General features: G+C 59.7%; 12 protein-coding genes. 1 reads left to right on the top strand and 11 read right to left on the bottom strand.

The window, feature by feature from the left end; genetic code table 11:
• Positions 1-1,191 carry a glycosyltransferase gene (locus AC1MEQ_RS15760; RefSeq protein WP_479792025.1) on the top strand — a complete coding sequence of 397 codons (1,191 nt, stop codon included), beginning with the start codon at positions 1-3 and terminating at the stop codon, positions 1,189-1,191.
• Between the two features lie 15 nt (positions 1,192-1,206).
• Here AC1MEQ_RS15760 and AC1MEQ_RS15755 read toward each other — a convergent pair whose 3' ends face one another.
• The 11 genes from AC1MEQ_RS15755 to AC1MEQ_RS15705 all read right to left on the bottom strand — a co-directional run bounded on the left by AC1MEQ_RS15755 (position 1,207) and on the right by AC1MEQ_RS15705 (position 13,673).
• Complete coding sequence (locus tag AC1MEQ_RS15755; protein WP_479792023.1) at positions 1,207-2,829, bottom strand: glycosyltransferase family protein; 1,623 nt, start codon at positions 2,827-2,829, stop codon at positions 1,207-1,209.
• A 12-nt stretch (positions 2,830-2,841) separates the two neighbouring features.
• Positions 2,842-3,576: a hypothetical protein gene (locus tag AC1MEQ_RS15750; RefSeq protein ID WP_479792021.1), complete on the bottom strand. Its 735-nt coding sequence runs from the start codon at positions 3,574-3,576 to the stop codon at positions 2,842-2,844.
• Positions 3,573-4,829 (bottom strand): O-antigen ligase family protein, encoded by a 1,257-nt coding sequence (locus AC1MEQ_RS15745; RefSeq protein ID WP_479792019.1) that lies wholly within the window; start codon positions 4,827-4,829, stop codon positions 3,573-3,575. Before AC1MEQ_RS15745 ends, AC1MEQ_RS15750 begins: the two co-directional genes overlap by 4 nt.
• 59 nt (positions 4,830-4,888) lie before the next feature.
• Positions 4,889-5,767, bottom strand: a complete 879-nt coding sequence (locus AC1MEQ_RS15740) for a YveK family protein (protein WP_479792017.1) — start codon at positions 5,765-5,767, stop codon at positions 4,889-4,891.
• Positions 5,768-5,852: 85 nt separating this feature from the next.
• Positions 5,853-6,737 (bottom strand): glycosyltransferase, encoded by an 885-nt coding sequence (locus AC1MEQ_RS15735; RefSeq protein WP_479792014.1) that lies wholly within the window; start codon positions 6,735-6,737, stop codon positions 5,853-5,855.
• Positions 6,734-8,071: a hypothetical protein gene (locus AC1MEQ_RS15730; protein WP_479792011.1), complete on the bottom strand. Its 1,338-nt coding sequence runs from the start codon at positions 8,069-8,071 to the stop codon at positions 6,734-6,736. The genes AC1MEQ_RS15735 and AC1MEQ_RS15730 overlap by 4 nt, the downstream gene beginning before the upstream one ends.
• Positions 8,068-9,549: a lipopolysaccharide biosynthesis protein gene (locus AC1MEQ_RS15725; RefSeq protein ID WP_479792010.1), complete on the bottom strand. Its 1,482-nt coding sequence runs from the start codon at positions 9,547-9,549 to the stop codon at positions 8,068-8,070. The genes AC1MEQ_RS15730 and AC1MEQ_RS15725 overlap by 4 nt, the downstream gene beginning before the upstream one ends.
• Positions 9,546-10,658, bottom strand: coding sequence for a DegT/DnrJ/EryC1/StrS family aminotransferase (locus AC1MEQ_RS15720; RefSeq protein ID WP_479796155.1), 1,113 nt, complete (start codon positions 10,656-10,658; stop codon positions 9,546-9,548). Before AC1MEQ_RS15720 ends, AC1MEQ_RS15725 begins: the two co-directional genes overlap by 4 nt.
• Positions 10,659-10,660: 2 nt before the next feature.
• Positions 10,661-11,794 (bottom strand): glycosyltransferase, encoded by a 1,134-nt coding sequence (locus AC1MEQ_RS15715; RefSeq protein ID WP_479792009.1) that lies wholly within the window; start codon positions 11,792-11,794, stop codon positions 10,661-10,663.
• Between the two features lie 59 nt (positions 11,795-11,853).
• Positions 11,854-12,537 carry a NeuD/PglB/VioB family sugar acetyltransferase gene (locus AC1MEQ_RS15710; RefSeq protein ID WP_479792007.1) on the bottom strand — a complete coding sequence of 228 codons (684 nt, stop codon included), beginning with the start codon at positions 12,535-12,537 and terminating at the stop codon, positions 11,854-11,856.
• The gene (locus AC1MEQ_RS15705) at positions 12,534-13,673 is read right to left on the bottom strand and encodes a DegT/DnrJ/EryC1/StrS family aminotransferase (RefSeq protein WP_479792006.1); all 1,140 of its coding nucleotides are present in this window, start codon (positions 13,671-13,673) and stop codon (positions 12,534-12,536) included. The genes AC1MEQ_RS15710 and AC1MEQ_RS15705 overlap by 4 nt, the downstream gene beginning before the upstream one ends.
• Positions 13,674-13,678 lie beyond the last annotated feature (5 nt).

Here is a 13,678-nt window from a genome sequence, read left to right as displayed (position 1 = left end):
ATGAACACCGCTTTGCGCCCGCCGTCCCGGATACCCGTAACCATTATCTGCGTCTCCAATGACGTCGATGTTCTCAACGCTTGCCTCCGGCGCTCCGTCAACGAGGCACATGCCACAGCCCCCCGGACAGAACTCATCGTCATCGAAAATGCGAATAATCGATTCAATACGGCTGGGGCGGCGCTCAACTACGGCGTCAGCCGGGCCCGCAATGCCGTTTGCGTTTTTATTCATCAAGATGTGTTCCTGCATTCCCTCGCCCGTCTGGAGGAAGCCGCCGCCCATTTGTCATCTCACCCCGAGGAAGGACTCGTCGGCGCCATCGGCATTGATCGGGAGAGGATCCTGCGCGGACAAGTACGGGACCGAATGATCGTCTCGGGGACGAAAGCGGAATCGAGAATAGCCGTTGAGAGTCTCGACGAGGTGCTTTTCATGGCGACCACACGACAACTACGCGAGGAGCCGCTCTCGGAGGACAGCGAACTCGCCTGGCATGCCTACGCGGTGGAATACGGCGCACGCATGCGGCGGTTGGGCAAGAGCGTATCTGCGGTCAACATTCCGCTCACGCACAATAGCCTGACCATCAACCTTGCGCTACTCACCGAAGCCCATGAGCACGTCGCCAGGCTCTACCCGGAGCTCACTCCACTCATAACTACCTGTGGTGTCATAGGTGGCGAACGTCCGAGAAGCCTTCCCCGTCTGCTCGAGAGCAACCGTTGGCGACTCCGATGGTTGAGGGCGTCTTGGCGGGCCTACAAGGTCCGAAAGCTGGTCATTGGTCGACGACTCATACTGGCAGACATCCGTTTCGACCTCGATGCCGCCATGGAACGTGCCGGAGTAGACAGGTTATCCGTGACCAATGTCTGCGATATGGAGTCCGTCGATCAGTCGCTGGGCAATAGCGTTCAATTGCCTCGCCGGGGACGGCAACTAACGTTTAGGACAATGTCCATAGATGAATTGGTGAGCTTGCCGAGCAACGACCTGGATGCCGGTTCCCAACTATTCACAAACCTGAACGCGGAAGACCTCTCACGCATAGAACGCAAATTGACTGTTCCCGACTGGTTGATAGGTTACGACCAAGCTGTCGGCTTTTGGTTTCTGACCGGACCGATCACCTCGAGGCGCCCCGATGCCTGGCAACGACGATCTGCGCGCCCCTTGGGAGTTGCCTAGCTCAGCTCTGTCGGTTCAGGTACCCATCAAGCGGCGTACGTACACCACTGACTCCTCGAAGCGAATGCGGTGACTGTCGGAGAGCAGCTCCGCCGGCCGCACCCGGATCCCTGACCTTCGGACCTGCAGCCAGGCAGCTAGACGACGCAAAGGCGGCATAACACCCAGCACAGATCGCTGAGCTCCCACCATTCCAAGCGCGTAGCCTGTTCGTTCCTGTAGGGCGGCGACTGCCAAGTCTAGTGGCCCGACCGAAACGACCTGTTCGAGAACTCTTGGCCGATGGGATGCAGCGCTATGTGCCCGTGCATACAGGTTTTCCAGATTTGACCCCCAAGAATGCCCATGGCTCTTCTGAATAGCTGCCCTCAGCTGGTCCCCTTGTTCACGACGGATCCCGGGGTCGTTCCCCAATTGTCTGATGACGGCGAGAAACGCACTTTCAGTGTTCGGATAGTTGATGTCCCCTTCGACATCCGGGCTGTCGGCCCCGAGGACTGCGCACTCATCGGGGTGTCCTCTGTAACTAACACACGGGAGACCATGGCTGCCTGCTTCCAAGAGCGAGGTCAGTGAGGAAAAAGGGTACGAGTCCACGTAGATGTCGGCAGCGGCAAACAAGCCCTGGACACTTTGGAGCGGGCCCAGAGCAGTAATGCGCCCGCCCGTATGGACGCTGGCCATCGCCCAGGCACCGGTGGGCAACGGCCCCGCCGCAAGTACGACGAGTCGAGGATCCGCCAGCACCGCAGCCTCGAGAAGGGGTATCAGCCCTGTGTCGTTGATCGGCACATATTTTGTGGACGATGCAGCCGTAACAAGTAATATCTGGCCAGCGTCTATGCCGAGCTTTTTCCTCTCACAAGCTCCCGACAGACTACTAACCGCAGGTACCAACGGTCGGTTCATGAGGAATGAGCGTTCTTGAGAGACTGCTCGTCGCGTTACCGACAATTCAGCTCCGCTGCTGCGCAGATGCAGTAGAAGGGTGGCGACCGACGCGCCTGCCCAGAAGACGTGATCAGCATGGTTGACATAGATGCTGGGCGTCGCTTGCCCAGCCAGCGCAATGGCCGGAACAACGTCGTCCGGATGAGCATGGACAATGACGAAATCAGCGTCCTGCGCCAGCTGCCGGAGGCACCGGGCACGGTCGAGCAACGTATTTGCCACCCGGTCCAGCTGTAAGGGCGGCTCGGACAGCATCTGCGTGACCTTCTGCGGGAATGGCGTGGAGCCTTGGCGGACGGTAACGACCCGATGATGCGACCCGGAATCATCAAGTAACCATCGACCCAACATCTGCGTATGTCCACCCGTTTCATACAGTTGCGTCGCGACGTGCAGAACCACGCGTTTCGCACCGAATGATTTTCTACTTCGACCATTCCGACCCGCCGGGAGTCGCCGCCCGATCTCGGCCAACAAACTTTCGAGTTCGGGATCCGTAAAGAAGCCCGGATGATTGAACCAGGCAAACGAGGCCGCTTGCTGCAGGTCTTCAGCGGCTCGTCCATGTTTATTGTCGCTCAGATGGCGGCGGGCACGATCAATGAGGAGCCGAAATGCCTCGCCGTTCTCCACAATGATGCAGGCCCTTCCATTTTTTTTCATCGATTCGCTCGCTTGGCCAGTCATGATTCCACCCTCTTAGCTATTTCGATGCGATGCCCGGAGAAGTACTCCCGGTTCCGCAGCCGACAGGCGGCTTGTGGCTTTACGGCGACGCCAGGAGAGAACTCTAAAAATAGCCACGTCCACGAGTACGGCCAGCCCGGTCCCCGCGCCGAAAGCAACAAGCGCGATTGCGCCAACAGCACGTTTATTGCGAACGTCAACATATCCGGCGGCCGGCCGTTCAGGATTGGTCGTCGTCGAAATGTAGGCCTTTGGAACGACCCCGAGATCGGCCTGCGGCTTAAGCGCCATAGCGCGTATCTCCCTTGCCGTCGCTAGGGCCAGCGAGTTGGCTTCCTCTTCCGTTTCTCCAACCACCTCAACCGTTATGGCCGGCCGGTTGAAATTCGACTGCCATTGTCCACCGGTATCCGGCAAATACATGGAGACGCCTGAACGCACGCCACTGCCATATAGCGGAGCCCCATTTGTCTGGACCTTAGCGACCTTGTGAGTGGACGTGTACTGACGTTGTATCATCGCGGCATAGAAGACAATGTTGCTTGCCCCGTTCCGCAATGCATTGTTGTCCGACGCTCCAGCTGGTAGCAGGAACACCACGTCATATTTCATCCAGTACACCCCGCGCACCGAATTGGCGTGGAGGGCCAACGGCACGAACAACATCAAAACAGCGACGACCACATACCACCGCCTAAGGGTGGCTCCGATCACAGAACGCGGCGCCTTCGGTGTACCCTTCTTCACGGTCGGGCCTCCAGCTGGCCATCGGCTAGGGAACGGTATGCACCGCATAACCCGGTCGCCAGCATCAAAAGACCACATGCTTGCGGGAAGCTGAAGGCATCGAAGAACCCCGTGAGCAACGCCCCGCCCAAGACAGCTGCCAACATTGCAGTGGCGAGGTCCCGGTGTAGGCCCGGCGAAGTGCGCCATCCACCTCGGTAAGCCACAACCATGGCTGCGACCAACATCGCCAGAAAGGCACTAGTCCCGAGGATTCCGATTTCAATGAGCAGTCCCAGATACTGATTATCCAAAATTCGATAGGCTGGAAGAAAAGTTCCCAGACCGCGCCCTAGAAGTGGTGCACCCTGGATGAAGGCAGCAGCAAGCCCATAGCTGTCCGTTCGCGAGACGATGCTTGGATCGCTGCCTCCAAACATGCCAAGCATCGTTCCCGCCATGCCTGGAACTAGCAGGTATATGGCGGCTCCGGACCCCAGGATCGCCCACAGTGCCAATTTGCGTTCGCGGGGCCGCCACGACATGACCAACACCACCATAACGGCCGCCAGGCCAACTAACGCAGAGCGTGAAACGGACAGCACCGAGGCCAGGAGTATCGCGACGGCAGGAAACCATCGGTTGATCTTCGAGCGCTCGGTGTCGCGCAAGGCTAATGTCAGAGCAATGGGGAGGATCATGGTCAACACCATGGCGTATTCAACAGAGTGAATTCCTGTTGCGGACGCCCTTACAAAGCCACCACGAATATCGATTCCTCCGAAACCCGACGGTTGGAGGCCGGGAATGCTGATCGCGTCGACGTAGCTCTTGTTCGTGGCGAATTGAAGCAGCCCCAGAGATGCATACAGCCCACCCAAGAGAGAAATTCGACGCGCCAGTGCGAGGAATCGCGAGCGGGTGGGGATCCCGTCATGGGATACGAGGATGATTCCGGCAAAGCCGGCTACTTGTAGCAGTGCCCTATCGGCACCGTTAGCCTCTGTCATCGGCAATGGAGAAATTGATGCGACCACGAAACTGGCCAACACGAACAGCGCGAAAATCGCAAATGTGGTTCTTACGGGGTGCCAGATGAAGACAACACCGACCCCGCGTCGGGCGTGCACCTGATGCCAACACCACCAAAGGAGCATTCCCAAACCGAACAATGCTGAAGGTGAGCCAGCTCCGCCCAGTGGCCCAACGGCCAAATCAGAGGGAATAGCCAGCAAAAGCGTCGCGTAGATGGTCAGGACAGTCGTCGCGTCCATCGGTGTACGCGCAACGGAGGTCCGGTCCCTCCGAACAACCCTACTAGACAAGGTCATTCTCAACTCCGGTCGATGGTGATGATGCCTCGACGAGTAGATTCAGCTGCCTGACCGGGAGACATTCCGCTGGGGCCCAGGTCCCGGTCCGCCCGTTCCACCTTAACCACACGCGCCTGAGATCGGAGACTTACTCGCTCGTGTGCGTCTGTAGGGGGCGCCGCGGGACCCTCGCCGTCGGCTTTGCGCGTATAGTGCTCCGGTGATTCTGCCAATTCATTACGAAGGGGCCCTCGCTTTGCTTTCCCCTTCTTGAGTGACGGTGAGCGCCTCGAACGCCGATCGCGGCGCCATAGCATTAGCCGATCGAAGCCGGCCGTCATCAACAGAGTTAATGTTGAGCCCGCGGCACCGATAACGAGAACTGCTCGGAGTCGATCCTTGGTGAGCGCGGTAGGTTCATCGTCTTGCGCCAATGGAAGAGAACCGATTCTCGAACCTTTGGGGACGTTCAAGGCTTCTTGCAGATCTGTGAGTTGGCGTGGAACCAGGTCCACTACCGAACCGAGCAAGTTGAGGGTGCTCCCCGCATCACTGCCAGTTACATTTATGGCCATGATTGGTCCAGTGGTCGTCATGTCCTTGGCCACGGTAAAGGTCGAATCAGGATATTGCCGGCGCAGAAGCTTGGTGACGTCCGGCGAGGTCATTCGCACCGAGACGACGCCGAGTGCCTGGTCAAGCCCCCCTAAATAGAGATAGGGGTTATCGCCGATCACCACCGAATCCTTCGGAGGGATAAGAACGAGACTAGCTGTCGCCTCGTAGGAAATCGGAGTGTTCTGATAGGTGCCATATACGCCGACGGCTGTCAGAAGCAGACCTGCAACGACAATGTACCAGCGTTTTAAGCACGTCCGAACGAAGTCCCAAACTAGCATGATGCGCTTCCCCTCTCGTGCCACCGGTAAAGACTTCGGCTTTTCATGATTGCCCCCTTAATCAAATCCGCACTTCCACGGACACTTAGTTCGACGCCCCCGGCGTAACGGTCCTAGCAATAAGCCCTTTGAGCTTTTCAACGCCGGCTTTGCCGAAGAGCCACATCAGAATTTTCTTCACTGCGGCTCGAATGATTTCACCGGCACCTCGTACCAATGATTTCGCCACCAAGTCAGTCAGCAGTTCCAGGCGGCCTGGAGTGGAAACATGTTCTAACAACCCCGGGAACAAGGGGCGGTAGGCTACAGGAGAGACTCTCTGGCCCCGGACGCGGTTGCTCACGTTGTGTTCGTGCACGACCTGCAGCCACGCAGGAGTTCCGGATACTTCACGCACTGGCATGCTGCGACCCAACAAGTTATGCCAATCCGCCCAGCAACTCACCGGCCGCTCCCAAGATTCCACGACGCTGCAGAACGCGTTTCGCTTGTCGGCCCTGATGTACAGTTCGCTCGAACGTTTAATCAGTCCCGCGGTGAAGTAGATTGCTTGACGCGATGCCGTGGTCTCCGCCGCTACTTGGTTGGCACGCTCCACGAAGTCAACGGCCAGTCCGTCGTCGTTATCAATATTGGTCGTCAACAACCTGCCAGCTCGTAATGGGACTGCCCCACACAGGTCTTCATACAACGCCGAAGCCGTGACTTCCTTCCGGAATACGGCCTGGAAGATCCGGTCCTCATTGACGCCGACTATCCACTTTCGCAACCACGCGGGGCTTTCTGGATCGAAGTAGATGATCCAAGCGAACGCACGGTCTGACTGCTGCCGAAGCGACGGCAGGCAAACGCTTTCAAACAGTTCCACCCTGTCACGCAACCACCCTTCCTGGGCCCGGATGGCATGTTCAACCCCGGCGGATGGCAGATTGAATCGCGTAAGGAAGACGTGGTCGATTGCTGGAATCATAGCTCCACCTTGTAGATGTGATACGTGGCTTCGTTCGGGAACTCATCAGAGAACGTTCCGTCGTGAGACTTCAAGGAGCGGTCTTCGTAGAGAACCTCGATATCTTGCGCTGTTATGCCATCAGGAAGGTGGAACTGTCTATTCCCTGGACTACTGCTGCCGTCGATCATGGCGAATATATAGGCATTACCATCGAGGACCTTGAGCATCGTCTGCAGGCCGGTTCCAAAGTCGTAGGCATAACTCTGAGTGTTTAGCACCCGCGCGAGATCGTGGATCTTGCCGTTGACACGTCCTGCGGCATCAACCGTCTCCGTCATGCACGAGGCGGCGTTGACTTGAGTATCGCGAAAGACATTGCCGCTCTGACAGTCGCCGGAAAGGCTTTGGTTGAAGTACACGATGCCTCGGGCCTCATTTATCAATGAGCTCATGACCGCGCCTTCGAGTTGGTCAGGACGGATTGGCGCGGTCACCGGCTCGCCGCCCGGTCCCCCGTTGTAGTTTTCTACAAACTGCCATATCGGTTGGAGCCTTTCGTCAGCGGCATCGCGAATTCTCATGGCCCGGACTGCTTTTCCGTAGCTGGAAGCCGTCCGACAGAATTCCTGTTCGATGGGAACGACGTAGTTGTCGCGATATGGCTCGATCGAACAGTAGGGAACGGAGTACCAGTACATGTCCATCGATGCGACGTCGGTGAAATCATTCACATAGGTCTCGGCATCAGAATCGGAGATATCTTGTCCAATGACGATTTGTGTGAAATTCGCGTACTTGAAAAACCCTCCAGGTACAGTTTGCGCGCGTTCGCGCATATATCTTTGCCCATCGGCTGGTTTAGGAAACTGTCCGTCGAGTTCGTCTCCCAAGAGTTGACCCACCCAATTAGAAGAACTATCGGCATATGTGTCGTTCAGCCGGGGGCCAATGTAGTAGAGGTCATTCTCAGAAAATAGACTGTATGGCGTCGTCTCGGGCATGCCGATGTAAGTGTTTATGCCAAGGGATTTGTCGTATGCGGCTTCCTCATCTGTGCTGACGCTATCGAACCAAGCCACTATCGGGAAAAAATCATCCCGGCTCCAGCCGGCGGCGTTCGCTCGGCTGAATTGTTTCCAGTATTCCGGACCGCCTTCCCAAGGGATCCGGTCCAGGTGGAGAATCTCCACATTGGTTGGACCGTGATTCTGTGCGGCATTATCCGCGAACTGGTCAGAGTCGACTTTGGCTTGGCTGCCTCCCGTGCAGGCTGTCAGAGCCAAGGCAAGGATGCCAACAATTGCGGCTCGTTGACCGCTGCGACTGCCTCCCCGTAAGGCGCGGCCAATCATGATGCAGCCTCATCTTCCGCCAAGTCACCGATTTTACGAAGGCGGACCAGCTCTCTCCTCCGGAACCACAACAGCAGACCGCTGGCTACGATCGCACAGCCTCCGGCCAGGGCAATCGCTTCGGGTCCCGTGATGGACGTGCGTGAGAACGCCCAGCTGGCGAGCCCGCAAGCCAGGCCCACGGCGAGCCCGGCGAAGGCCCGTCGGAAAAGGCCGCGCAATTTTAAGTCTGCAAAGCGAAGTTGACGGAGGTATAGCGGCAAAGTCACGATAGCCGCCACCCCTGCCTGCGCCATTGCTATTCCGGCCAATCCACCGAAGTGTGCTCCGGCAAGCAGCGCCGGGATCAGGACCGTCAAACTCGCGATTTGGATGCGGAATATAGCTGCTGTTCGCCCTAGAACGACGAGATAGTCGTAGATCAGTTCTTGAAAAACACGGCAGGCCGCAGCGACAACTAACCATGACAAAGCAGCGGCTGCCGGAAGCCACTCGTGGCCATAGACGAAAACTACAATCGGCCGCGCGGCACCCGCCAATGCCAAAAACGCTGGCAGGGTGGCTACGGCCACAAGGCCCACCAACGAATTCATGGTTTGTTTCATGCGTTCGGGTTCGCCTTGAAGGCTTGAAAATGCTGCTGGAGCGACTCGTCGAAGTGGCTGTGAGACTAGGCCAAGCGGCCAAGAGGCAAGGTTGAAGGCCAACACATAAAATCCCAAAGTGGTGGCGCCAAGAACGTGACCGCCGATGATTTGGTCAGCGTAGCCGACCAAAAATAACACAATGCTCGTACCAGCCAACGGCCACCCGAATCGCAGCAATCCTGGGACGTGTTCACGATTCCAGCCGAATCTAAATGGCAAGGGTGAAAACAAAATAAATAAGGCACCGGAAACGACTGCGCCCGCCAAGCGACCGAGCGCCAAAGACATTGCGCCCATACCGGTCAAAGCCAGGGTGACGGACAGCACGGCACCGATCCACACATTTACCTGGTCAATACCCGTGCGGGTCTTTTCATTGAAGTTCCTCTGCAACAAAGCGGCTGGCGTAGCGACAAGCCCGCCAATGAAGACGTTGAATGCCAGAACTTGTACCACTGGTGTTGCTTCAGGTGCTCCCATCAATGCCGTAAATGCCGGAGCTGCAGCCAAAGCTGCGAGCGCAAATAGGAGGCTGCTGACGGAGGAAATAGTCGCTACCGTGGCTGCAATCCGTTTGGGGTCGCCTGGCCAGCGGACGATGGCCAGGCTGACCCCGAGTTCATTGAAACTCAAGACAGCCAACAGGGCCACGAGCGCGACAGCGTAAGTTCCGAATGCCTCCGGTCCCAAAACACGTGCCAGTACGATGCCTATGCCAAATGTCCCAATTTTGGTCGCAACGGTATTAGCGAGGCTCCACGCGAAGCCGTTCCCGGCGTTGTTTCGCTTGGACGGCCGTACGATCCGTGCGTTCCGCTCCCTGATCTTCACGGCGACCGCACACTTCGCGACACCAGATCGGAAACGCGGATCTGTTGCGCATCGGTCAGGTGCGGAAAAATTGGTAGCGATAGCATGCGGCGGGCTGCCCTCTCAGCTACGGGGAAAGAACCATTGCCCAGACCCAGATGTAGGAAAGCGCCGGTGAGGTGTATGGGAGTTGGGTAGTGAATCCCGGCTCCAACTCCTGCCGCATTTAATGACTCCAGAATCCGGTCCCGATCATCGACACGCACCACGTAGAGGTGCCAGACGTCTACGTTGCCTGGCGCCTGGATTGGCAGATCGATACCCGGAATGTCTCCGAGCAGCTCGTTGTAGCGCGCAGCCGCTGTGCGACGACGCTCGTTCCAATGTTCCAACCGCGCCAGCTTGGCGTTGAGCACGACCGCTTGAACTGTATCGAGACGGGAGTTCATTCCCACCGCGTCATGCCGATATTTTTGTGCACTTCCGTGCGCCGACAGTAACCGTACGCGTTTTGCGACGCCGTCGTCGCTGGTCAGCACCGCACCGGCGTCCCCAGCCGCACCCAGGTTCTTTCCCGGGTAGAAGCTGGTCCCTGCGGCCCGCCCCAGGGTACCTGCAGCACGTCCGAAACGCGTCGCACCCTGGGCCTGAGCAGCATCCTCCACGACAACGGCACCGCATTCTCTGGCAATTGGCTCCAGCTTCTCGACGAATGCCGTTTGGCCGAAGAGGTGCACGGGGATGATCGCCTGGGTGCGTTCGGTCACGGCGTCCCGCACCCGTTCCGGATCGATGAGCAAATACTCCGGATCCACATCCACTAGGACCGGGACGGCGCCGATGCGGCACACCGCCTCGGCAGTGGCGATGAACGTGTTGGCCGGAAGAATGACCTCTCCCCCGGCCACGACGCCCGAGGCACGGAGCGCGAGTTCGAGGGCATCGGTCCCGTTTCCAACGCCGATGCAGTGTTTCGCGCCCAGATATTCGGCGTAATCCGTTTCGAACTGCCCGACCTCTGGTCCACCGATGAAGGATGTCGTGGCAAACACCTGCTTGAGCCCCACCATCACTTCTTCGTCGATTTCCAGCTGTTGGGCGCCCAGATCCACCAGTGGGATGTTGTCTATGCTCACGCGTTGGCCCCCCGTCGTGCCCACTCCTCTTTTTCAACTACGCTGCCGAACTGCATCGCGGCGTAGTACTTGGCGCTCGCCACGGCGCTGCGGGCAAGAGATCTCGTGGCCTCAGCGATTCGTTGTGGACGCATGACCGTGTCAACGTAGATTCCGGACAGTTCCGCGGACGCCCGGGACAGGCTGTAGCGCTGCTCGACCAGCTGGCGCCCCAAGGCGCCGAGCCGGCGACGGTTCCATGGGTCCTCGATAAGGTCGGTCAGCGCGATCAGAAGATCCCGTACACCCGCCCCGTCGCTGCCGAACCAGCCGTTGGTCATGAAGAACTCGGCAGAGAACTCGTCGACGAGCTGCCAATACCCGCCTTCCCCCTGGACGATCAGCGCCTTACCGTGGGCCAGCCCCTTGATGGCGGAGCTTCCCATGCCCAGGACGATGTCTGCCGATTCATAGACCGAGGTCGGGTCCATCTGGAACCCGACGGGCTGGATGACCATGCGGCCGTGCCGCCGGTTCACCTCATCGGCCCTCATCCTGACTGACTCGAGCCCCTCACCGTCGCCAGCGACGAGCATCCGCAGCGGGGCCGTATGGGCCAGCCGATCGACCACGGCGATGGCGGAGAGGATTCCTTGGAGCTTCTCGAGGTCGGTCGTCAGCATGGAAACCACCGAGATAACGATCTCGGCGTCCCCGATCCCCCACGTTTGGCGTGCACCGGCGGCGTCGCGTGTCTGGTGACGGTTCATGTCGACCGGCGGCTCCAACAGATACGCTGTCCGGCCTTCATTTTTCATTCTGTCGGTCAAGGCGGGAGTCCCCACGACCAGTGGAAGGTGAGTGGGAAGGAACGACGGCACCTCCATGGCCATGACGGACATGAGGACCGGCGTGCGCCATCCACCGGCGAAGGACGCTTGCAGGCACGGCCGCCATTCATACGCGTGGACTAGGTCGAACCGTTCGGAACGAATTACCTGGTTCAGGCGGGCAGCCCATTTGCCACTACGGATCCTCGCATCCGGCGCGGGAATCCAGGGCACGTCGGTTGATTCCAGCGCCTCGGTCAACACTCCCGGAGGCGCGTACACGGTGGGCTCATGCCCGTGTCGCCGCACGGCAACGGCCATCTCGATCGCATTGAGTTGGCTTCCGCCCATGCCCAGCTGATGTGGGCAAACCAGGACCTTCATGATGCGTCTCCTCCTTGAGGCGTTGCCATGGCCGGCCGTTGGACGGCCGGTGTGATGGCGCGGGCCGGATTGCCGACCCAGGTTTGTCCCGCGGGCAGATCCCGCAGCAGCACGGCTCCCATGCCGAGTACCGCTTGCTCACCAACGTGCACGTCCTGCCGGACGGAAGCGTTCATGCCGAGGTATGCGCAGCGTCCGATCACCACGCCACCGCCGGCGGAAACGCCCGCGGCAAAGGTCGCATAGTCCGCGACCGTGTTGTCGTGGGTCAACGTCACCCGGGGCATCATGACCACGTGTCGTCCCACGCGGACGTCGGCAGTCAGGACCGATCCGGCCAAGACGATGGTTCCGGCTCCGATGGTCGATCCGTTGCCAACGACCGCGGAAACGTGCACGTGCGTGGCAAAGCGTTCTTGCGTGACGCCCAGCGACTCGAGACGGGAGACTATCGCTGCCCGGGCGCTGCCGGAACCGGCGCATACCAGGAATTTGTCCGCTGACTGGGCGGCCAATTCGATGCCACCGAGTACACGGGCACCGGCAACCTGCCGCCCGTGCAGGGCCGGATCGTCGTCGAGCACGCCGACCACTTGGTGGTCCCCCGTCTCACGGATGGAGGCGATCGCCTCGCGGGCGAGCCCGCTGGCTGCCACCATCAGGACGCTGGCCATGGTCATGCACCACCGGCGATGCGGATGCTCTCAATGACCCGCGCTTGATCCGTCGCGTCGAGATCGTGGTAGAGCGGCAGGATCAACGTGTGGTCCGTAAGCCGTTCGGTGACCGGTAGCGGCGCCATCTGGCCTGGGTGCCCTGCGTAGGCCGGCTGGCGGTGTGCCGCCATGATGCCGCGGCGGGCGGAGATCTCGTCCGTGGCCAGCTTCTCGAGGAGCTGCTCGCGTCCCATGGGAAAGTCCGGGAGCACCTCGATCCAGAAGGACTGGAAGTTCGAGGTGCCATAGTCGGGATCCGTGGCGCAGCGCACCCCGGGCACGTCCGAAAGCGCCGAACGGTAGATGTCCGCCAGTTCGCGGCGACGGCCCACCATGGCATCGAGCTTGCCCAGCTGGACCAGGCCGACCGCCGCTTGCAGGTCGGTCATCCGGAAGTTGTAGCCGACCTCCGAGTAGCTCTCCTGCGGTGCCAGCAGCGAACCATGCCGTTCTGCCGCGGAGACGTCCATCGCGTGTTCACGGAGCCGGCGGGCACGGGTGGCCCACGCTTCGTTGTTGGTCGTCAGCATCCCGCCCTCCCCCGTCGTGAGCAGTTTCCGCGGGTGGAAGGACCAGGCACTGATGTCGGCCCCGACACCGACGGGTGCGCCCCGGTAGGTTGAACCGGCACCACAGGCCGCGTCCTCAATGAGGGCCATGCCCCGCTCCTCGCAGAGTCTGCGCAGGGGTGCGAGGTCCAGAGGCATGCCTCCCTGGTCGACGGCGATGATGGCCCGGGTTGCCGGTGTCAGCGCAGCTTCGATGGTCTGCGCGGTGACGTTGCCGGTCGCTTCGTCGACGTCGGCGAAGACGGGCCGTGCGCCGAGGTAGGTGGGTGCGTTGGCCGTCGCGATGAAAGAGAACGAGGGCACGACGACGTCGTCCCCCGCCTTCACTCCTGCAACGATCAGGGCGAGTTGCAACGCCGTCGTGCAGCTCGACGTCGCCACTGCATGGTCCACGCCCTGGTGCTCGGCGAAAGCCTGCTCGAAGGCGGCGGTCTTCGGCCCCTGGGCGACCCAGCCCGAGGCGATGACCTCGGCCACCGCGTCGCTTTCCGCGGCGCCCAGCCATGGCTTCATGACGCTGATTCTGTTCATTTTCC

The sequence above is a fragment of the Arthrobacter sp. ASL1 genome (assembly GCF_056680475.1).
Note: the sequence above shows the minus strand (reverse complement) of the source record. Positions and strands in the feature narration are given on the sequence as shown.